This window comes from Tannockella kyphosi (assembly GCF_021054785.1).
Classification (GTDB): Bacteria; Bacillota_I; Bacilli_A; order Erysipelotrichales; family Coprobacillaceae; genus Tannockella; species Tannockella kyphosi.
This window is the reverse complement of sequence record NZ_CP088239.1, coordinates 970,077-990,429: the sequence shown is the minus strand read 5'-3', so window position 1 is coordinate 990,429 and position 20,353 is coordinate 970,077. Positions and strand designations below refer to the sequence as shown.

General features: G+C 30.6%; 20 protein-coding genes. 15 read left to right on the top strand and 5 right to left on the bottom strand.

The genetic code is table 11. From position 1 onward, the window contains the following. Nucleotides 1-157: 157 nt before the first annotated feature. Both LRR82_RS05075 and LRR82_RS05070 read right to left on the bottom strand, forming a co-directional pair. A complete protein-coding gene (locus LRR82_RS05075) occupies nucleotides 158-1,606 on the bottom strand; it encodes an ISL3 family transposase (RefSeq protein WP_249029739.1) in 1,449 nt (482 codons plus the stop codon). A 128-nt stretch (nucleotides 1,607-1,734) separates the two neighbouring features. After that, the gene (locus LRR82_RS05070) at nucleotides 1,735-2,259 is read right to left on the bottom strand and encodes a DUF6431 domain-containing protein (RefSeq protein ID WP_249029740.1); all 525 of its coding nucleotides are present in this window, start codon (nucleotides 2,257-2,259) and stop codon (nucleotides 1,735-1,737) included. A gap of 486 nt (nucleotides 2,260-2,745) precedes the next feature. Between LRR82_RS05070 and LRR82_RS05065 the strand changes: the two genes are divergently transcribed. The 3 genes from LRR82_RS05065 to LRR82_RS05055 are packed head-to-tail and all read left to right on the top strand — an operon-like array spanning nucleotide 2,746 to nucleotide 4,665. After that, nucleotides 2,746-3,057 (top strand): PTS sugar transporter subunit IIB, encoded by a 312-nt coding sequence (locus tag LRR82_RS05065; protein ID WP_249030446.1) that lies wholly within the window; start codon nucleotides 2,746-2,748, stop codon nucleotides 3,055-3,057. 25 nt (nucleotides 3,058-3,082) lie between these two features. Continuing rightward, complete coding sequence (locus tag LRR82_RS05060) at nucleotides 3,083-4,354, top strand: PTS sugar transporter subunit IIC (RefSeq protein ID WP_249030445.1); 1,272 nt, start codon at nucleotides 3,083-3,085, stop codon at nucleotides 4,352-4,354. 2 nt (nucleotides 4,355-4,356) lie between these two features. Continuing rightward, complete coding sequence (locus LRR82_RS05055; RefSeq protein ID WP_249030444.1) at nucleotides 4,357-4,665, top strand: PTS lactose/cellobiose transporter subunit IIA; 309 nt, start codon at nucleotides 4,357-4,359, stop codon at nucleotides 4,663-4,665. A 367-nt stretch (nucleotides 4,666-5,032) separates the two neighbouring features. On the opposite strand, the gene LRR82_RS05050 is transcribed toward LRR82_RS05055, so the two are convergent. Both LRR82_RS05050 and LRR82_RS05045 read right to left on the bottom strand, forming a co-directional pair. Continuing rightward, on the bottom strand, nucleotides 5,033-6,064 hold the full coding sequence (locus LRR82_RS05050; protein WP_451923548.1) for an IS1634 family transposase: 1,032 nt from the start codon (nucleotides 6,062-6,064) through the stop codon (nucleotides 5,033-5,035). Between the two features lie 194 nt (nucleotides 6,065-6,258). Next, nucleotides 6,259-7,364, bottom strand: a protein-coding gene (locus LRR82_RS05045; RefSeq protein WP_249030442.1) for an IS3 family transposase whose coding sequence is annotated in 2 segments (ribosomal slippage) — nucleotides 6,259-7,118 and nucleotides 7,118-7,364 — 1,107 coding nt in all. Because the reading frame shifts where the segments join, the coding sequence is not laid out codon by codon here. 144 nt (nucleotides 7,365-7,508) lie between these two features. Here LRR82_RS05045 and LRR82_RS05040 point away from each other — a divergent pair. The 11 genes from LRR82_RS05040 (at nucleotide 7,509) to LRR82_RS04990 (ending at nucleotide 16,845) form a co-directional block, all read left to right on the top strand. Beyond that, a complete protein-coding gene (locus tag LRR82_RS05040; RefSeq protein ID WP_249030441.1) occupies nucleotides 7,509-8,078 on the top strand; it encodes a reverse transcriptase domain-containing protein in 570 nt (189 codons plus the stop codon). A gap of 7 nt (nucleotides 8,079-8,085) precedes the next feature. Then, nucleotides 8,086-8,799 (top strand): pseudouridine synthase, encoded by a 714-nt coding sequence (locus LRR82_RS05035; protein ID WP_249030440.1) that lies wholly within the window; start codon nucleotides 8,086-8,088, stop codon nucleotides 8,797-8,799. A gap of 30 nt (nucleotides 8,800-8,829) precedes the next feature. Further along, the gene (gene trmB / locus LRR82_RS05030; protein ID WP_249030439.1) at nucleotides 8,830-9,474 is read left to right on the top strand and encodes a tRNA (guanosine(46)-N7)-methyltransferase TrmB; all 645 of its coding nucleotides are present in this window, start codon (nucleotides 8,830-8,832) and stop codon (nucleotides 9,472-9,474) included. Nucleotides 9,475-9,476: 2 nt separating this feature from the next. Next, nucleotides 9,477-9,797, top strand: coding sequence for a thioredoxin family protein (locus LRR82_RS05025; RefSeq protein ID WP_249030438.1), 321 nt, complete (start codon nucleotides 9,477-9,479; stop codon nucleotides 9,795-9,797). 8 nt (nucleotides 9,798-9,805) lie between these two features. After that, complete coding sequence (gene ytpR / locus LRR82_RS05020; protein WP_249030437.1) at nucleotides 9,806-10,408, top strand: YtpR family tRNA-binding protein; 603 nt, start codon at nucleotides 9,806-9,808, stop codon at nucleotides 10,406-10,408. Between the two features lie 14 nt (nucleotides 10,409-10,422). Further along, the gene (locus LRR82_RS05015) at nucleotides 10,423-11,040 is read left to right on the top strand and encodes a hypothetical protein (protein ID WP_249030436.1); all 618 of its coding nucleotides are present in this window, start codon (nucleotides 10,423-10,425) and stop codon (nucleotides 11,038-11,040) included. Next, nucleotides 11,040-11,369, top strand: a complete 330-nt coding sequence (acpS, locus tag LRR82_RS05010) for a holo-ACP synthase (protein WP_249030435.1) — start codon at nucleotides 11,040-11,042, stop codon at nucleotides 11,367-11,369. Before LRR82_RS05015 ends, acpS begins: the two co-directional genes overlap by 1 nt. 194 nt (nucleotides 11,370-11,563) lie before the next feature. After that, complete coding sequence (locus LRR82_RS05005; protein ID WP_249030434.1) at nucleotides 11,564-11,917, top strand: single-stranded DNA-binding protein; 354 nt, start codon at nucleotides 11,564-11,566, stop codon at nucleotides 11,915-11,917. A gap of 89 nt (nucleotides 11,918-12,006) precedes the next feature. Then, a complete protein-coding gene (lepA, locus tag LRR82_RS05000) occupies nucleotides 12,007-13,815 on the top strand; it encodes a translation elongation factor 4 (protein WP_249030433.1) in 1,809 nt (602 codons plus the stop codon). Between the two features lie 97 nt (nucleotides 13,816-13,912). After that, nucleotides 13,913-16,000: a penicillin-binding transpeptidase domain-containing protein gene (locus tag LRR82_RS04995; RefSeq protein WP_249030432.1), complete on the top strand. Its 2,088-nt coding sequence runs from the start codon at nucleotides 13,913-13,915 to the stop codon at nucleotides 15,998-16,000. A gap of 95 nt (nucleotides 16,001-16,095) precedes the next feature. Continuing rightward, nucleotides 16,096-16,845, top strand: coding sequence for a DeoR/GlpR family DNA-binding transcription regulator (locus tag LRR82_RS04990; protein ID WP_249030431.1), 750 nt, complete (start codon nucleotides 16,096-16,098; stop codon nucleotides 16,843-16,845). A 17-nt stretch (nucleotides 16,846-16,862) separates the two neighbouring features. Here LRR82_RS04990 and LRR82_RS04985 read toward each other — a convergent pair whose 3' ends face one another. Next, nucleotides 16,863-17,759, bottom strand: a complete 897-nt coding sequence (locus tag LRR82_RS04985; protein ID WP_249030430.1) for a glycyl-radical enzyme activating protein — start codon at nucleotides 17,757-17,759, stop codon at nucleotides 16,863-16,865. 180 nt (nucleotides 17,760-17,939) lie between these two features. Between LRR82_RS04985 and LRR82_RS04980 the strand changes: the two genes are divergently transcribed. Next, nucleotides 17,940-20,351 (top strand): glycyl radical protein, encoded by a 2,412-nt coding sequence (locus LRR82_RS04980; protein WP_249030429.1) that lies wholly within the window; start codon nucleotides 17,940-17,942, stop codon nucleotides 20,349-20,351. Nucleotides 20,352-20,353: the final 2 nt, after the last annotated feature.

Sequence of the window (20,353 nt, the reverse complement as noted above, 5' to 3'; positions counted from 1 at the left end):
TTGTAAAATGGTAGAAATATCGTTTGGCACTATAAATAGTTCTGGGGTATAGTACTTATTTGGCTATAAGATAACTTGGGGTTTTATCGAAACCCCAAAGTTTATAGGACTAAGAAGAGTGTTTTAAAACTTATGTTTTAGGGAAATGACAATGATACTAGGTATCTTGTTGTTTCTCTTTTTTTATTGGATTGAGATGCATGGTGCTTTCGCTATTTAGGGCAAAGAGTATACGATTACGGAATCTTGGCCAACAACGGAATCCGTTACCACCACGTTTAATATCTTTGATTAGTTTATTTCTATTTTCTATAATCGCATTGGTTGCAGTTCTAGGAACAGGGGAATCTATAGGTATAAATGAATGGATGATTCCTTTCTTCCATTCTTTTAATGTAGAAGCATATTTTCTCATGTCTGGGAGGGTACTTTCTTCAAATTCTTTAATCACTTCATCTAGATTATGTTTTGCATTCTTATAGGTTGATTGCTTATAAAATCGAACCAGAGATTCCTTTAGTTCTACTGCTTCTGTTAATCTAGGATCACAATGATAGACAAGGTCATATAAATCATAAAAGTTAAGGAACTTACTTAATGCATAGTTATATTTCTTTTCATTATTAGGGTCTAAAGCATAGTATTCAATTATCTTTCCATTTTCTCTTTTTTTCTTTTTCTTATGATTGGTATGGATTAACCAATTGAATTTCTTTAATACATAGTATGTATGTTTCTTTTGAATGATTTCTGCTTTCTTATCAGGCGGTAGAGCGTCTAATTCTTTTGCACTAATCTTCACATAGTTTTCATTCATAACATCAATACGTATACGATCTACACGTTTTGTAAGATCGGCTAGAATATGATACTTATCTACTACAAACTTACTATTGGGTAACATCTTTTTAGCTACATCACGATATGTTTTCCAACAGTCAGAAACAACGAGTTCAACACCTTCTCTTTCCTCTAAAGGGATAGCTTCAAAGTAACGTAATAGATCTAACTTTTTACGTGAAGGTAATATATCAACAACATCCTTGGTTAGTAAATCAACGAGGACAAAACAGTAGTTACTCTTGTCATATTTGAACGCATAATTTTCGTCCAGGCACAAGTATCTAGGAAGAGTTTTTCTGGCTACAGAAACATGTTGATCAAACAAATTGATTACGGAGGTAGTAGAAATATGATAACGTGCAGCAACATCACTAAAAGTAGCTCTAGGACTTTTGAATTCTTCAATGACATTATATACGGTCAAGGCAGAAATTCTTGCTTTTTCATGGGTGAACGGATTTTCTTCATAGAATGATTTTCCACATATTTTACAACGATATCTTCTAGCGTTATAGAAGATATAGGTCGGTTTAGAGTGTAGTAAGGAATGTGTGATTTTTTTAGGAACATAGTCTTTTACAGTATTGGTCTTATTATGACAACATGGACATGTTTGATAACATCGGCTTAGTTTTACATGAATTTCTAATTCATTAAACAAAGTAGGACGTATTTCAAAGCTATCAATACGTTTTGCTTCTAAATTGAATAACTGTAAGATGTCATCACGGCAAATGGACATAGTGAGAGTATCATCATTCATAATCTATCACCACCCCAAGATAAATCATAGCTTATAGCTGCTTTATTTGATAATTTCATCATTATCAACTCCTTCTTTTCTTTATCTATCTTTAGAATAATAAAAAAAGAAGAAGATGAATAGGAATCCTATGTTGGTATAGTATAAAAACAATAGGAATAATGAGGACTTATCATAAATCCTCTAGAATAATGATAATAGTAATTTTCAAGAAATGTATTATTAGAAAGTATCGAGATACTTTCTATAGAACAGTAGTTAATAAAGCGATGAATAATATGTTGGATCCAACGTAAGTCCAATAATGGATTGGTAGAAAGAATAGTATCATAAGTACTATGTGTATGATAAGCATGAAGAATCGCAAATATGTCTTTTGATAGTAATTGACAACCAGGAAGTAATACAGAAGGAATCAATGCATGATGACGACAAGTACAATAAATATTCGTACAACATACTCTTTGAATTTGTATAGAATTAGATTTTCCATTTGTTTTTAAAGTACGTGAATACGTACCATAACGAATAAGTCTAGCACCACAATTTGGACAAGTAAGTTCTTCTAAAGGAATAGATTGATAGAAATCAATAAAATATTGTTGAATATTTGTAGTAGTAGTATTGAAGTTCTTTGAATTTACATGTATCATAATAGTGCAACCTCCTTTGTGAGTGTTGGTGTTAAGAGAGTAACGCAGAACCGGCAAAGTTGATAGCGTCTCTCTTTTTTTATTATCATAACATAAAAAGCTATTAGGAATGTAGAGCACTACAAACTAATAGCTTATTTTTAGAAATATTCGAATTGTGGATAATAAACCCCATAAGTTTAAAGCGAAAAAGATGAAAACCCCAAGTTAATGGAAAGCAGGACAAAACCCCAAGTTAATTTAAGCTACCTATCGTTTTTAGTACTAGAGTTTTTGTTTATAAAATCAGTAGTTTAAATTCAATGGGAATAGTGGTTAAACGGATAGTGTTTACAGTCCAATATGTGTAAAACTACATTTGTTTAATGACATTTATTTTCCTAAATATTAGGGAAAATAGACGATTTGACGCATCGGAGTAGTCATGTTAAATTGGATGTAGGTAGAGAAATTAAAATTAAATAAATAGGAAAGGGGGTATGGAAAATGAGAATTTTACTAATATGTGCAGGAGGATTTTCTACAAGTTTATTAGTTTCTAAAATGATAGATCATGCTAATGCAATAGGGGATAGCCCAGTTATTGAAGCACACGCAGTTTCTGATTTGGGAAATTTAATTGATGATTTTGATGTGGTGTTGTTAGGGCCTCAAATTGCTCATAAATTAAAAAGTGTTAAAGAAACATACGGACATTTAGGTAAACCAATTGCAGTGATTGAACACATTGATTATGGATTGGTTCGTGGGAAAGAAACGTATGAAAAAGCAGTAAAAATGATTAAAGAAAATAACTAGTCTGAGTATAAGAGGAGGAATTAAAATGAGAGAATTTATCGCAGACACATTACTCCCTAAATTAGGGAAAATCAGTGAACATCGATTTATTAAATCGATACAACAAGGGGCGATGGGAGCTTTAACGATAACAATGATTTCTAGTGTTGTTAGTATTATTAAAACACCGCCATTTAGTGCTTCAAATACGACAAATGGTATTTTAATAGCATGGTCAGAATTTGCAACTGCTTATGCGACAGAGTTAACATTGTTTTACAATGTAACAATGGGAATGATTGGAATATTTGTTTTATTTGGTGTAATTTATAAGATGTCATCATATTATAAAATGAATCCTTTAAATCCTACAATTATGGGCACTGTATCATTTTTGATGCTAACAGTGGATTTTGGAACGATAACAGATACCTCTACTGCTTCTATGTCTATTACATATTTAGGAGCTCAAGGGATGTTCTCTGCATTTGTTATAGGGATTGTAGTAGTGGAATTATTGAATGTTTTAGGTCAATCTAAATTTAAGATTAGTATGCCACCATCTGTTCCAGCTATGGTTTCAGATACATTTGCAGCATTAATTCCTTCAACTGTGGTATTCGTGATCTTTATAGGGATAAGATGTGTATTTAATTCATTAGGATTCTTATTTCCAGCTTTTGTATTACAAATATTATCACCATTCTTGCAAGCATCAGATTCATTAGGTGCAGTTATTCTTCTTTATTCTTTTGCAAGAATACTTTGGTGGTTAGGTATTCATGGAACTTCTATTATTAATTCTGTGGTTCAACCTTTAATTGCATATAATATTGCTGCAAATTTAGAAGCTTATAATTTAGGATTAGAGTTGCCATACACTTTTACTGCCGTAATTCCTATTTTTGAAATTGGAACAATCAGTACTTGTATTGCGATATTATTAGTTTGTAAAAGTGAAAGATTAAAAGCAGTTGCAAAAGTTGGTTTTGTTCCTAGTATCTTTAAAATTAGTGAACCTGTTATTTTCGGTATGCCTCTTGTGTACAACTTTAAATTATTTATTCCTTTCTTTTTGACACATGTTTCAGGGGTTGCGACAGCTTATGTATTTATGTCAAGCGGATTAATTAATAAAGCTATCTTTGCTTTTCCGTTTACATTACCAGGGCCAATTAACGCAACGCTAGCAACATTAGATTGGAAAGCAGGTGCATTATGGATGGTATTATTGGTAATTCAAGTGTTAATGTATATACCATTCTTGAAATCGTATGACAAAGATATATTGTTAGAAGAATCAGCAAGTGGTGAATAACTATGGAAAATATATCTATGAATCTTATTTTACATTCAGGTAATGCCACTACTCTTGGTTATGAGGCGTTAGATTTAATAAAGAATGATGATTATGACCAAGCTAAAGAGTTGTTAAAAGAAGCACAAAAAGAACAATCTCTTGCCCATAAAGTACAAACTGAATTATTGGTTGCTCATGCAAAAAATGAAAAAGTTGAGTTGGATATTCTGTTGGTGCATGCACAATGTCATTTAATGAATTCGATTTTATTAGTTGATATGGCTGAAAAAATGATAGAAATATTCGAGTTTAAAAGTAAAAACAAATAGGAGTAATTCTTTAAAACATAAAATGGTTGCTATTAAGTTAGCGACTATTTTTATGTTTACTATTACTACAGAATAAGCTTGTGGGTATAGTAGTATAAATAAAGATATCGTTTGATGCAATAACACTAAATCACCATTTAATACAATAATATTACCCTCTCAACTTAGACTAATTTATCCAACAGTGTGGCAGTTCATAACAAAAAATGGGGAAGTAAATATCATTAAATAGATATTTACCTGTATTCATCAGCTAATGTTTCCAATAGAAGAATATATAGAGTATTATTATCTCTAGTTTTACAGTTTGAGACAAATAAAACAGCAAAAGCCCTTATATAATAAAGGTTTTTACTGTTTTTTATTATTATTTTATTTTCGTACTTTGTTTTGAATTCACTACTCTTGTAAATTTATTTAAATATTTTTGTGTAAGTATCTCTCTAGATGGTTGGAATCCAAATAATTCTGCCATTTCATTCACAATTATTGTTCTTTTAAAGGAAGGAATATAATTACAGCCATTTATATGTGTAACATTCAGTTCTCGTAATGTTGAAATGATTTCATTACATGTGTATTTCTCTTGTAAATATTCTTTTTCCAAGATTCTATATACTAATAATGAAAGAAAGCATGTTAATAGGTGACCATTAATAGATTCTTCTTTAGATACATAAATCGGTCTTGTTTTTAATTCACTTTTCATGATTTCAAAACTTTCTTCTATTTCCCATCTCTGTTTGTTTGATTGGATAATAATGGATAAATCCGTATCTTCTAAATCTGTTACTACTGCATAAAAACCATCATACGTACTTTCTTGTACTATTTTTTCATAATTAATAGAATAATAAGTTTCTTTCGCTACTTCTCCATTCGTAGTTGTATTCATACTTTGAATGTAATACTTTGGATTTCTGGGATTATCTGTACCTATCTTCCCTGGGTTGTTTAATAACTTCTTTGCACGTTCTATTTTCTTATCTCGTATATGTGATTGATATTTTTGATACTTCGTGCTGTAGGTTACGATAAGATGTTCTTCTAATGTGTATTTTGATGACTGCTGTGTTGTTTTCTTTGTTGTCTTTTCCCATCGATTTTTATAGAAAACAAGATTTGATGTTTGATAGGCAACACCATGGATCATAGTAATATCTTCTAAAACACTTATATCATAAAGTGTATCACTTCCCAATAGTTTCCAGCCACTTGGATCTATAGACCATTCTTTAAGATTCTTTTTTAGTTTTTTGATTGGTTGGGTTACAATATAAGCACCATTTTTCTTTTTATCATTATATACTTTATTTTCCCATCCATTTAATCCTGCAGCAGCACATACAACAAACTTTGAAAATTGAAAATCTTGTTCGATTTGTTTTTCTAATTCCATCATAGAAAACTATTCATTTTTATTCCCACTAAAACAAATATCAGCGATGGGAATACCATTCCCATCCATGAATAGACCATATTGAACAATTGGGTTTGGTCTGTTTTCTTTACTTTTCCCATATTTTCTATAGACATCTTCTTCTTCGGCTTCAAAATAGAAGTTTGGATTGTCAACACTTTTTCGGACAGTTTTTATAAGGACATTTGGCGATATTCTACAGGTGTCATGTAATTTAATGATCCATGAATTCTAATATTGTTGAACCAGTTAATATAATCGAACAATTCAAGTTCCAGTTCTTCAAAACTATTGAATACACGATTGAAAGCAAATTCCGTCTTGAATACTTTGTACGTAGCCTCTGCTACTGCATTATCATACGGACATCCCTTAGCACTTAATGAACGTTCAATATTAAACACTGTTAATATTTCATCTATGATTTTATTTTTAAATTCACTGCCCTTGTCTGAATGAAATATTTTAATAGCATTGATATCTCTATTAACTGTAGTAAATGCTTTTTTCACTAAATCTGCTGTCTTATGTTTCCCACAGGAATATCCTATAATCTCTCTGTTATAAAGACCGATTAGTAGACATACATAATTCCACTTGCCTAAAACATTTACATAGGTTAAATCACTCACTACTACGTCAAGACTTTTTTCTCTATCAAACTCTCGATTGACAACATTATCAATAAGGTCATTATTACATGTTGTTTTAGTTACTTTATACTGTTTCACCATGTAATTAGATACTAACCCTAATTCATTCATAATACGACGAATACGACGTCTACTCACAACTAAATCAATTTTAGATAACTCTATTTTTATCTTTCTAGCACCATAGTTGTTTCTACTTTGTTGAAATATATTTTTAATATTATTTGAAATTTCAATATCTTCATCTCTTTTAACAGGATGATAATAAACACTTGATCTAGCTATGTTTAAAAATCTACACATGGCGCTAATACTGTACTTATGTTTGTTCGCTAAAATAACTTTTATTTTCGTCCCATTATCAGCGCCGCTTGCTTTAAAATATCATTTTCCATTTCTAATTGTTTATTACGTTTTCTTAACTTAGCTAGTTCTTTTTGTTCAATAGATAAATTATCTTTTTCTTTAAATGAACCAGTTGATTCAGATTGCCTAATCCACTTAGCAAAAGCGGAAGGTGTTAGATCGTATTCACGGATAATATCTGCTCTTGGTTTGCCACCGTGATACAAATCAACCATTTGTTTTTTAAATGCAGTTGTAAAAATACGTCTTTCTCTTCTCATTCTATAGCCTCCTTTTCAGTTATTATTAATAATACTCGTTCTTATAATAACTGTGTAGTTTATTGTAACCTATCCAGAAGGGTAGAAATACCAAAAGAGAATGGTGGAGTAAGATTACTTGGAATACCAACAGTAAAAGATAGAATGGTACACCAAATGATAGTGCAAGTATTAACACCAATCTATGAACCAATATTTAGTGAACATAGCTATGGGTTCAGACCGGGTAGAAACTGTGAGATGGCAATCATAAAAGTGTTAGAGCACATGAATGAAGGATTGCATTGGATGGTAGATATTGACTTAGAGAAATTCTTTGATAATGTTCATCATGATAAACTAATTCGACTAGTGAGTCAACAGGTAAAAGATGGTGATGTAATATCCCTAATTAGAAAATTCCTAAGAAGTGGAATCATGATTGATGACGAATATAAAGAATCAACAATCGGAACGCCACAGGGTGGAAATCTTAGTCCATTATTATCAAATATTATGCTTGATGTGTTGGACAAAGAATTAGAAGCAAGACAACTAAACTTCGTAAGATATGCCGCTGATGTGCAAATATTGGTAGGAAGTCAAAAAGCAGCAGATAGAGTAATAGAGAATGTTAGTAGGTACATACGGTGGTGTGAGAGGACGATAAATAAATTAATTATTTATCTCCTACTCGATTATCCGTGGTATAATATTTTAGATATAGAAAGGTAGTATAAATATGCGATTAGATAAGTTATTAGCACACTGCGGTATTGGTACTCGTAGCGAGGTGAAAAAATATATTCGAAAAGGATACGTTTGTGTAAATGAACAAATTATAAAAAAGGACGATTATAAAATTGATGTAGAAAAGGATGTAGTTTATTTTGATAATGAATTAATAGAATATCGTCAATATGTCTATTTAATGTTAAATAAACCAGCTGGTTATATTAGTGCTACAAAAGATAATGTTCATCCTACTGTTTTAGAATTAATAGAAGGTTATGATAATTATGATTTATTTCCTGTAGGAAGATTAGATATTGATACGGAAGGATTTTTAATAATTAGTAATGATGGTGATTTTGCACATCGTTTACTTGCTCCTAGTAGAAATCATGATAAAGTTTATTATGCTAAAATAGAAGGGGTAGTAGATCAATATGATGTTGAAACTTTTTATAAAGGAGTAGAAATTGATACTGGCTATGTTTGTAAAAGCTCTAAGTTAACAATTCTTTCCACGGATGAAGATTCTAGTGAAATAGAAGTAGTAATACAAGAAGGTAAATTTCATCAAGTTAAAAAAATGTTTGATGCGATTGGTAAACCTGTTACTTATTTAAAAAGAACTCAGATTCGTTCCATTGAATTAGACCAATCATTAGAATTGGGAGAATTTAGAGAATTGGATGAACAAGAAATTAATGACTTATTTGATGAGTTATGATAAAATTATTAAGATTATGGAGGTAAGTAAATGAGATTAAGAAACAATCCAAAAGCATTGGATATTTTAGAAGAAAATAAGGAATTTGTGGTTTTAGAACCAACAAAATTTAAAAATAAATGGAGTCAAGTTTTTAATAATGATCATCCTATTTATATTGAAGTAGGTATGGGGAAAGGGGATTTCATTTATAACAATGCTGTTAAATATCCAGATATTAATTTTATTGGAATAGAGAAATATCCATCCGTACTAGCGATTGCTACTAAAAAAGTACAAACTAGTGGTGTTTTACCAAACTTACGTTTAATGAGCTATGATGCAATAGAATTGTTAGAAGTATTTGAAGAAAATGAAATATCATTAGTGTATTTAAATTTTAGTGATCCTTGGCCAAAGTCAAGACATGCTAAACGTCGTTTAACATCAGAAACTTTTTTACCTATTTATCAAAATATTATAAATCAACAAGGACATTTAGAATTTAAAACAGATAACAGAGGTTTGTTTGAATATTCTTTAGTTTCATTCCAAAACTATGGCATGAAATTTGAACAAGTATTTTTAGATTTACATCAAACTGTTGAAGCTGAAAATAATATTATGACGGAGTATGAACGTAAATTCTGTGAGAAAGGACCAATATATAAATTTGTTGGTAGATTTGAGGCATAAAAATGGATAAATTAATAGAGATTTTAAGTTTAGAACAATTTGAAAATGCATGTAAAGAAAAGTCTGTTTTTCTTTTTACCGCTGATTGGTGTCCGGACTGTGTTTTTATTAAACCTTTTATTGGAGAAATAGTAGAAGCAAATAAAGACTATACTTTTTATATGATTAATAGAGATAACTTTATTGATTTATGTAAAGATTTAGATGTTTTAGGAATTCCTTCTTTTGTGGCATTTGATAATGGGGAAGTTATTGGAAGATTTGTTAGTAAGTTAAGAAAATCAAGAGAAGAAATACAAGCTTTTATAGATACGCTTGGGTAGGAGAGAATATGTTATTACATGCATTTTATAATCAAGATGGTATTGGAGATGTTTTATTAGTTCGTTTAGGACAAGGAAATACTGTTCGATATGAAAAAAACAATGATTTAGTTATTTTATATGATGAAAATAATAAAGTTATTGGTTATAATGTACTTAGTGCTAGTATTTATTTTGAAAATTTAAATACTGGATTAGTTAAAATTACGGAAGAATTTGTTGATTCAATGAATAAATTGTTACAAGCAAATGAATTAGAATTAGTTTCTAGTGATTTTTCTTATAAGTTTATTGTTGGTCAAGTTGTAGAAATGAAAGATCATCCAGATAGTGATCATTTACATGTTTGTATTGTGAACCTTGGTAATGAGAGTACACAGATTGTTTGTGGGGCTAGTAATGTTGGTGAAGGTAAATTAGTAGTAGTGGCTACGATTGGAAGTGTAATGCCTTCAGGAATGATTATTAAACCTTCAACTTTACGTAAAGTTCCTTCAAATGGAATGTTGTGTTCAGCCAGAGAATTAAAGTTACCCGGAGCACCTGATGTGCCAGGTATTTTGATTTTAAATGGTGAGGAGTATCAAGTAGGACAAGAATTTATCTTCTAGAGGAGGGGAAAGTTATGTTTAAGAATATTTTTGGTAAACAAAGCAAGGAGGAATATTTTGAACCGGTAGCACCTGTTGTTGAAAAACGCAAACAGGAACGTTTTTCTGAACCTTTGATTTACAATGATGAAGTCAAAGAAGAGGTTAAAAAGCCGATTGTAAAAGAAGTAAAAAAAGAACCTGTTAAAGCGGAACCATATTATATGAGTCAAGTTATTTCTCCAATATTAGGTCCTTCTGCAAAAACAGAAGTTGAATCTAAAAAAACAGTTACTAAGAAAAAAGCGAAAACTTATAATAGTTCATTAGTTACTGTCATCAGTCCTTTTTTTGGTGATGAAGAGGAAGAGGATGTTTTTGTAGAAGCTAAAGAAGAAGTAGTAGAAGTAAAAGAAGAAGTAGTGGATCCTTTCGAAAATGAACCTACTGTTGAAGATAATCTAAGAAACTATGCAAAAATGATTGAAGAAGAACAAAATGAATTAAAAATAATTGAACAAAGAACTGGTGAATTTAAATTAGATTTCAATTCATCAAGTGAAGAAAAAGTCCCTTCATTAATAGATGAAATTGAAGATGATATGTCTTTAGATGAATTAATGAGTTTATATGAAAAGAAGTTTAATGACTAATGATTAAAGGAATTGGTGTCGATATTATTAAGATTGATCGAGTGAAGGAACAAGATCGGATTGCAAGAAGAGTTCTTAGTGATGAAGAATATTCTATTTATCAGTTGTTTACAACATCCAATCGAAAAGCAGAATTTTTAGCAGGACGTTTTGCTTGTAAAGAAGCATACGTAAAAGCTTTAGGAACTGGTATTGGAAAAGTGGCTTTTCAAGATATTACTATATTGAATGATGATTTAGGAAAACCATATATTAATTATCCAAACACACATGTTTCTATTGCTCATGAAAAAGAATATGCTATTGCTTATGTAGTAATTGAAGGCTAAATGCCTTCTTTTTTTATTTTCATTGTTCTTTTTTTTATACAATCAATTATATATGAGCAGTAATTTTCAATAGTGAAATATTTTCGACATTTTTTTCATGTAGCGATGATTTTATAGCTCTTTTTCTCTTTTTAACAAATTTTACTTAAAATTTTATTCTATATAAAATAGATGTAGAAAGAGAGGGATAAAATATGATTAATGAAGTGATTTTATTAGGAAGGGTTGTAAAAAAACCTGTTTTAAAAGAAGTGGGAGCTGCGATTAAGTTGAGTACTTGTGTTTTAGAGATAGAAAAAGGGTTTAAGAATGGAGTTGGTGTGGTAGAGTCAGATTTTGTAACGGTTGTGCTTTGGCGTGGGATCGCTGAAACATTAGTGGATTGTGCTCAAATAGGCTCAATGATTGGTGTCAAAGGACGATTACAAACACGAACGATAGAAACATCAGAAAAACAAAGAATTACGTTAACGGAGGTAGTTGCAGAGAAGGTAACTTATATTGATAAATATTTTCTTAATAGAGATTTAAACTATAAAACAGAATAGGAATATAAAGAAGTTATTTTATTGAAAATCAATTGAGTTAATAGACAATTTTTGTTATAATTAGAATCCGATGAAGGTGGGTGACTATAATGAATATTGATCAAAGTAAAATTCGTAATTTTTCTATCATTGCCCATATCGATCATGGAAAAAGTACTTTAGCAGATCGTATTTTAGAATTAACACAAGCTGTCTCTAATCGAGAGATGAAAGCACAGCTTTTAGATAGTATGGATTTAGAAAGAGAACGTGGCATCACTATTAAATTAAATGCAGTTCAATTATCATATGTTGCAAAAGATGGTGAAACTTATTTATTTCACTTAATAGATACACCAGGTCATGTTGACTTTACTTATGAGGTATCTCGATCTTTAGCAGCTTGTGAAGGGGCGGTTTTAGTGGTTGATGCAGTTCAGGGTGTGGAAGCACAAACATTAGCTAATGTATATTTAGCGTTAGATAATGAGTTAGAAATATTACCAGTAATTAATAAGATTGATTTACCAAGTGCTGATCCTCAACGCATCATTCAAGAAATAGAAGATGTTATTGGCTTACCAGCAGATCATGCACCATTAATTTCTGCTAAAACAGGTTTAAATGTTATTGATGTTTTAGAAAATGTTGTACAAAATGTTCCAGCACCAACTGGTTCTATTGATAATCCAACACAGGCTATGATTTTTGATTCTTTGTATGATTCCTATCGTGGTGTTATTGTCTTTGTTCGTCTAAAAGAAGGACAAATAGCTGTTGGTGATACAATTAAGTTTATGGCAACAGATGCTACTTATGAAGTTACGGAAGTAGGTGTTAGAACACCAAAAGAAGTAAAAAAAGATAAATTAGTAACAGGAGAAGTAGGTTGGGTTTGTGCATCAATTAAATCGATTCAAGATGTTCATGTTGGTGATACAATCACAACATTACAAAATGAATCAACAGAACAATTACCTGGTTATCGTCAATTAAATCCAATGGTATTTTGTGGGTTATACCCAATTGATAATGCAAGATACAAAGACTTAAGAGAAGCTTTAGAAAAAATGAAACTAAGTGATTCTGCTTTAGAATTTGAACCAGAAACATCACAAGCATTAGGTTTTGGATTTAGATGTGGATTTTTAGGATTACTACATATGGATGTTATCCAAGAGAGATTAGAAAGAGAATTTGATTTAGAATTAATTGCAACTGCACCATCTGTTATTTATCATTGTTTTTTAACAGATCGTTCAATGCAAATTATTGATAATCCTTCGCTATTACCGAATCCTCAATTAATTGATCATATTGAAGAACCATACGTAAAAGCTTCTATTATGACTCCTAGTGATTATGTAGGAACTATTATGGAATTGTGTCAATCTAAAAGAGGAGAATATATTGATATAGAATATATTGATGATTTACGTAGAAATGTTATTTATGCTATTCCTTTATCAGAAATAGTATATGATTTTTTTGATAAATTAAAATCAAGTACCAAAGGATATGCTTCTTTTGATTACGAAATAATTGGTTATCGTACAAGTAAATTACAAAAAATGGATATTTTATTAAATGCTGAAATTGTTGATGCATTATCGATTATTGTGCACAAAGATTTTGCTTATAATAGAGGGAAAGTTATTTGTGAAAAACTAAAAGAAATCATTCCAAAACAAATGTTTGAAGTGCCGATACAAGCAGCTTTACAAGGGAAAATTATTGCCCGTACTACGATTAAAGCAATGCGTAAAAATGTATTAGCAAAATGTTATGGGGGAGATATTTCTCGTAAGAAGAAACTTTTGGAAAAACAAAAAGAAGGAAAGAAAAGAATGAAAGCAGTAGGAAGTGTAGAAATTCCTCAAGAAGCATTTATGGCTATTCTTTCAGTGGATGATGATTAAAAAGTGGTACTACCACTTTTTATTTTTATGTGAAATTTGCTCTTTTATTTACATTAAAATTAAACTAGTTTATAATACCAATTAATGGAGGAATAATATGAAATTTAACAAAAAAGAATTTAGTGACATTCATTTTGAAGGAATGAATGAAGTTGAATTAGAAAGAAAAAACAAAAAAGATATTCTTATCCAAAAACGACTATTTATTGTTTTAGGAGCTCTTTTTATGCTTGCTATTGTTTTGTTAGTTCGATTATATTATATCCAGGTAACGAATCATGATTTATATATTGTTAAATTAGAACAATATGGGGTTGTAGAATATACTACTGATGCAACAAGGGGAACTATTACTGATCGTAATGGGGTTGATTTAGTTGTAAATGAGAATTCTTTAAGTGCAATTTATTATGGTAGTAGTACGAGTAGTGCTCAAACTGAGTTAATTGCAAACTTTTTAATTGCTAATTGTGAAGTCAATGTAGATTCTATTTCTACCAGAGAATCGAAAGATTATTTTTTAATAGCATATCCGGATATTGTTAATGCTTTAATTACAGAAGAACAAGAAGTTAGTTTACAATTAAGTGATGATTACTCTAGTGCATTATATGCATTACAAATAGGATTAATTACGGAAGAATTAATGGAAGAATACATGGATGATGAAACATTAATGTATACTTGTATTGTTTATTTAATAGGTGCTACTGGAAGTGGAACAATTACATTAGTAGAAAACTTGTCGGTAGAAGAGGCGAGTATTATTGGTGCTAATGCGAATTTATTGAAATGTGTTTCGGTTAGCAGTGATTGGTCTCGTGTTAAAGTGATGGGTAGTTCTTTTTCAGGTGTATTGGGTACTGTAACAACTTCATCTCAAGGATTACCAATTGAACTTGCAAATGAATTGCTTAGTTTAGGTTTACAAAACAACTCTCGTGTGGGTGTCTCTGGGATAGAAGAAGAGTATGATACATTATTACGAGGAATTGATTCTACTTATACAATATCTGTTGATGAAAATGGTAATTATTATAAAGAAGAAGAAAGTGAAGGGGTAGGAGGAACTAGTTTACAGTTGACGATTGATTGGGAACTTCAAACCTTAGCGGATGAGCTGTTAACAGATGTTTTAGTTTCCACTACGGATAATGAGTTTTTTACAGAAGCTTTCTTTATTTTAATGGATGCAGATACGGGTGATGTTTTGGTTATGTCTGGTAAAACAATCGATCGAGAGACAGGGACTGTTTATGATTATGCGGATGGTAATTACAAGAGTGCATATTTAATGGGTTCTACAGTAAAAGGTGGAACAATTTATACTGCTTATAAAAATGATTTGATTTACCCTGGTGAAGAGTTTTATGATACTCCTATCAAAATCAAAGATACTGCAGAAAAATCTTCTTGGACTGATATGGGATGGGTTGATGATGTTTATGCGCTAGCTAGATCTTCGAATGTTTATATGTTTAATATTGCTATTCGTTTAGGAGGAGGAAGTTATTCTTATAATCAATCTTTGGTTATTAATACAACTGCTTTTGATACATTGCGAGCATCTTATGCTGAATTAGGACTTGGAGTAAAAACAGGAATCGATGTTCCAGAAGAAGCCTTAGGATATCGTGGCTCTTATTCAAACCGTACATCTGGTTTATTGTTAGACTTCGTTATTGGACAATATGATAGTTATACACCAATTCAATTAGCACAATATACTGCGACGATTGCAAATAAAGGTGTCAAGGTATCACCTCGACTAGTTTTAAGTGGATTCCAAACAGATAGTTTAGGAGAAGCTTATACAACCTATAGTAATGATGTAGAAGTAATGGATATTATTGAAGATGAAGACTTGGCTTTTGAAAGAATTTGGGAAGGTTATTCAGATTGTGTTACGCAAACTTATGGAACTTGTTATAGTGGATGGCAAACTAGCGATTATGATTATGATATGTATGTGAAATCTGGTACTGCTCAGGTTTTTGATTATTCAACTGGTACAGGTGTTGATTATTCTAATCTTGCAGCAACTGGATGGTCAGCAATTGACGGTGAAGCTGAAGTTGTTTTTGCAATCGTATTACCTAGAAAAAATAGTGGATCTTATACGCATCTTATTGCAGCAGAGATTATGGATGCTTATTTTGAAAAATATGTATATGATATAGAGTAAAGAATTCGTTCTTTACTCTTATTTTATTCAAATGAAAGGACAAATACTTGCTAATGGAATAGGGCTGTGTTATTGTTGTGATAGAGGTGAATCACATGAATAAAAGACATGCTAAAATATTAGATTTATTAACAGAATATAAGAAATTAGAAGTTGTCAAACTATCGGATATCTTAGAAGTATCACAAGTAACGATTCGAAAAGATTTAGATGTTTTAGAATCAAAAGGAATTGTAATTAGAGAACATGGTTTTGCACGTTTAAATGAATGTGACGATATCAATATTCGATTAGCTTATCATTATGAAAATAAACAAAGAATAGCAAAATGTGCTGTTGAAACAATTAGTGATGGAGAAACAGTAATGATCGAATCAGGTTCTTCTTGTGCTTTGGTAGCTCAAGAAATAGCTAAAACAAAAAAAGATGTTACAGTGATAACAAACTCTGCATTTATTGCTGATTATATTCGTAAACTAGGTGGTTTGAAAACAATCTTATTAGGTGGTGAATATCAAAATGAATCACAAGTAATGGTAGGTCCAATGATTCGTAAATGTGTTGAATCATTTTATGTAGATAAATTATTTATTGGTACAGATGGATTTACTATTGAATCAGGTTTTACAGGTAATAATTATATGCGTAATGAAGCTGTCCAAGATATGGCAAAACAAGCAAATAAGGTTTGTATTGTTACTGATTCTGTTAAATTCAAACAACAAGGAGTAGTTAGCTTGTTAGATGTTTCAAAAATTAATACAGTTTATACAGATGAATTTATACCTGAAGATATGGAACAATATTTATTGTCACAAAATATCCATGTTTGTAAAGCAAAATAAAAAGAGTGTAAAACACTCTAAATAAAACAATCAATGCCTTGGTCTAAAAAGATTTGAACATATTTGTTTAAATCTTCTGGATGTAAGGCTTTTTTATTTGCCATTTTATAAGATCTATTTAATAAATTATATTTATTTTCTCCAAATTGATGAAAGGGTAGAAGTTGAACCTTTGTAACACCAATACTTTTTAATAAGGTGCTAAAAGCTTTCGCATCTTCTAAAGTATTGTTAAAATCTGGAATCACTGCAATTCGAACTAAAACATTGATATTATTAGAAATTGCCCATGACAAATTAGAAATAATTTGTTCATGAAACACACCAGTATGTTCTTGATGTGTTTTTGTGTTATGATGCTTAACATCAAAAAGTAATAAATCAAACAACGGAGCTAACTGAAAAAAGATACTACTTTTAACATAACCTGTTGTTTCAATGGCTAAATGGATATTTTCTTTTTTTAATTCATTAACTAAATCTTTTAAAAAAGAAGGCTGAATCATTGCTTCCCCACCAGAAATAGTAACACCACCTCCAGATTCTTCATAAAAATCTTTATCTTGTAAACAAGTTTTTACTATTTGATCTATTTCTTTCCATTCTCCCTCCACACTTAAGCTTTTAGTAGGGCAATTCTCTACACATTTTAAACAACCGATGCATTTGTTATTATCGATATATACTTTATTATGATGGAAGGATATAGCGTTAACTGGGCATCGTTGTTGACAATTATTGCAATGGATACATTTATTATGGTCACATAATATTTGTATTTTATTTAATTGTGACTCTGGATTCGAACACCAATCACATTTTAATGGACAACCTTTAAAAAAGACAGTCGTACGGATACCGGGACCATCATGAATACTAAATTTTTGAATATTAAAAATCAATCCTTGTTCCATCTTGTTTCTCCTATTTTTTTAATCATAGCATATTGATTTCAAAAAGTAAATATCCTAATTTCATATGAAACTTATTTATTTAAAATACTATAATTATTGACATATTTTAGATTTGTATTATAATAAAGTTAACTTTTGAAGTAAATATATATTTCATTTGAAACATACAAGGAGGGAATAATGGAAAAGAATAGTCATTTTGGATTTTTAACTTCACGAATGGATTCATATCGTGAGTCAGTATTAACAAAAAAACCATATATTTGTAGTCAAAGAGCGTTATTAGTAACAGAGGTGTATCAACAAAATCAACATTTATGTGCTGTTATGAAAAGAGCTTTGATGTTACAAAATATTTTGGAAAAGATGGATATCTATATTGAAGATCAAACACTTATTGTTGGAAACCAAGCTTCTTCTAATAATGATGCGCCTGTATTTCCAGAATATACTTTGGATTTTGTGATTAAAGAATTAGATCTTTTTGAAAAACGTGATGGGGATGTTTTCTATATTACAGAACAAACAAAAAAAGATTTGCGTTCTATTGCTCCTTTTTGGGAAAATAATAATCTTCGTAGTACTGGGGGAGCGTTATTGCCTGATAAAGTAGATGTATTTATGAAGCATGGCTTTTTTGGAATGGAAGGAAAACTAAATTCTGGGGATGCTCATTTAGCAGTTGATTACGAATATGTTTTAAAGAATGGTTTAATTGCTTATGAACAAAGAGTAAATGATTTGTTGGAAAAGTTGGATTTATGTGTTGTTGAAAATATTGATAAGTATCAATTTTATAAAGCTGTTCTAATCGTTATTCAAGCTGTTAAAACATATGCTCTACGTTATAGCAAACTAGCTTTAGAACTATCGAAAAGTGCTCTAGGACCGAGAAAAAAAGAGCTGTTAGAAATAAGTCATATTTGTACAAAAGTACCTTATATGCCAGCTACTACCTATCATGAAGCAATCCAATCAACATGGTTTATTCAACTAATTTTACAAATAGAATCAAATGGTCATTCGCTTTCTTATGGAAGATTTGATCAATATATGAATCCGTTCTATCTGAAAGATAGAAAAGAAAAAAGAATTACAGAAGATCAAGCTAGTGAATTATTAACAAACTTATGGATTAAAACAATGACTATAAATAAAATACGAAGTCAGTCACATACTTTCTCTAGTGCTGGTAGTCCAATGTATCAAAATGTTACTGTTGGTGGACAAACACCTGATAAAAAAGATGCTACCAATGAAATGTCCTATTTAGTACTAAAGTCAGTCGCTCAAACAAAATTACCCCAACCCAATCTTACAGTAAGATATCATCGTAATATGCCAAGTGATTTTATGAATGAAGCAATTGAAGTAATGAAACTAGGAACAGGGATGCCGGCTTTTAATAATGATGAAATTATTATTCCATCTTTTATAGAAAAAGGTGTTAGTGAAGAAGATGCTTATAATTATTCTGCTATTGGTTGTGTTGAAACAGCTGTACCAGGAAAGTGGGGATATCGTTGTACTGGAATGAGTTATATTAATTTTCCTAAAATATTATTAATTGTTATGAATGATGGAATTGATCCAACATCGAAAGATCGTTTTATTGAAGGCTCTGGTAATTTTAGAGAGATGCATTCATTTGATGAACTAATGCAAGCAATAGATAAAGCACTTCGTGAAATTACTAGAATGAGCGTTATTGTAGAAAATGCTATTGATTTAGCCCTAGAAAGAGAAGTTCCCGATGTTTTATGCTCTGCTTTAACACAAGATTGTATTGGTAGAGGAAAAACAATTAAAGAAGGCGGAGCAATTTATGATTTTATTTCCGGTCTACAAGTTGGTATTGCAAATATGGCAGATAGTCTTGCTGCTATTAAGAAATTAGTATTTGAAGAAAAGAAAATTTCATGTGATCAATTAATGGATGCTTTAGAGGATGATTTTTCAAGTGAAAAGAGCAAAAAAGTGCAACAACTTTTGATATATGATGCACCTAAATATGGCAATGATGATGATTATGCAGATCAATTAGTTGTTGATGTTTATCAAATCTATATTGATGAGATGAAAAAATATCCGAATACTCGTCATCAAAGGGGACCAATAGGTGGTATACGTTATGCCGGAACATCAAGTATCTCAGCAAATGTTGGTCAAGGATTTGCAACGATGGCAACGCCAGACGGAAGAAAAGCAAGAGCTCCTTTAGCAGAAGGTTGTTCACCATCTCATTCAATGGATCAAAATGGACCAACAGCAATATTTAAATCAGTTTCAAAATTACCTACTAAAGAAATCACAGGTGGTGTATTGTTGAATCAAAAAGTAACCCCACAAATGTTAGAATCAAATGAAAATAATCAAAAATTACAGATGATGATAAAAACATTCTTTAATCGTTTAGATGGATATCATGTACAATACAATGTTGTTTCCAAAGAAACATTAATAGATGCTCAAATACATCCCGAAGATCATCGTGATTTAATAGTAAGAGTTGCTGGCTATTCAGCATTCTTTAACGTCTTGTCGAAGGCAACACAAGATGATATTATAGAAAGAACAGAACAAACAATATAAGG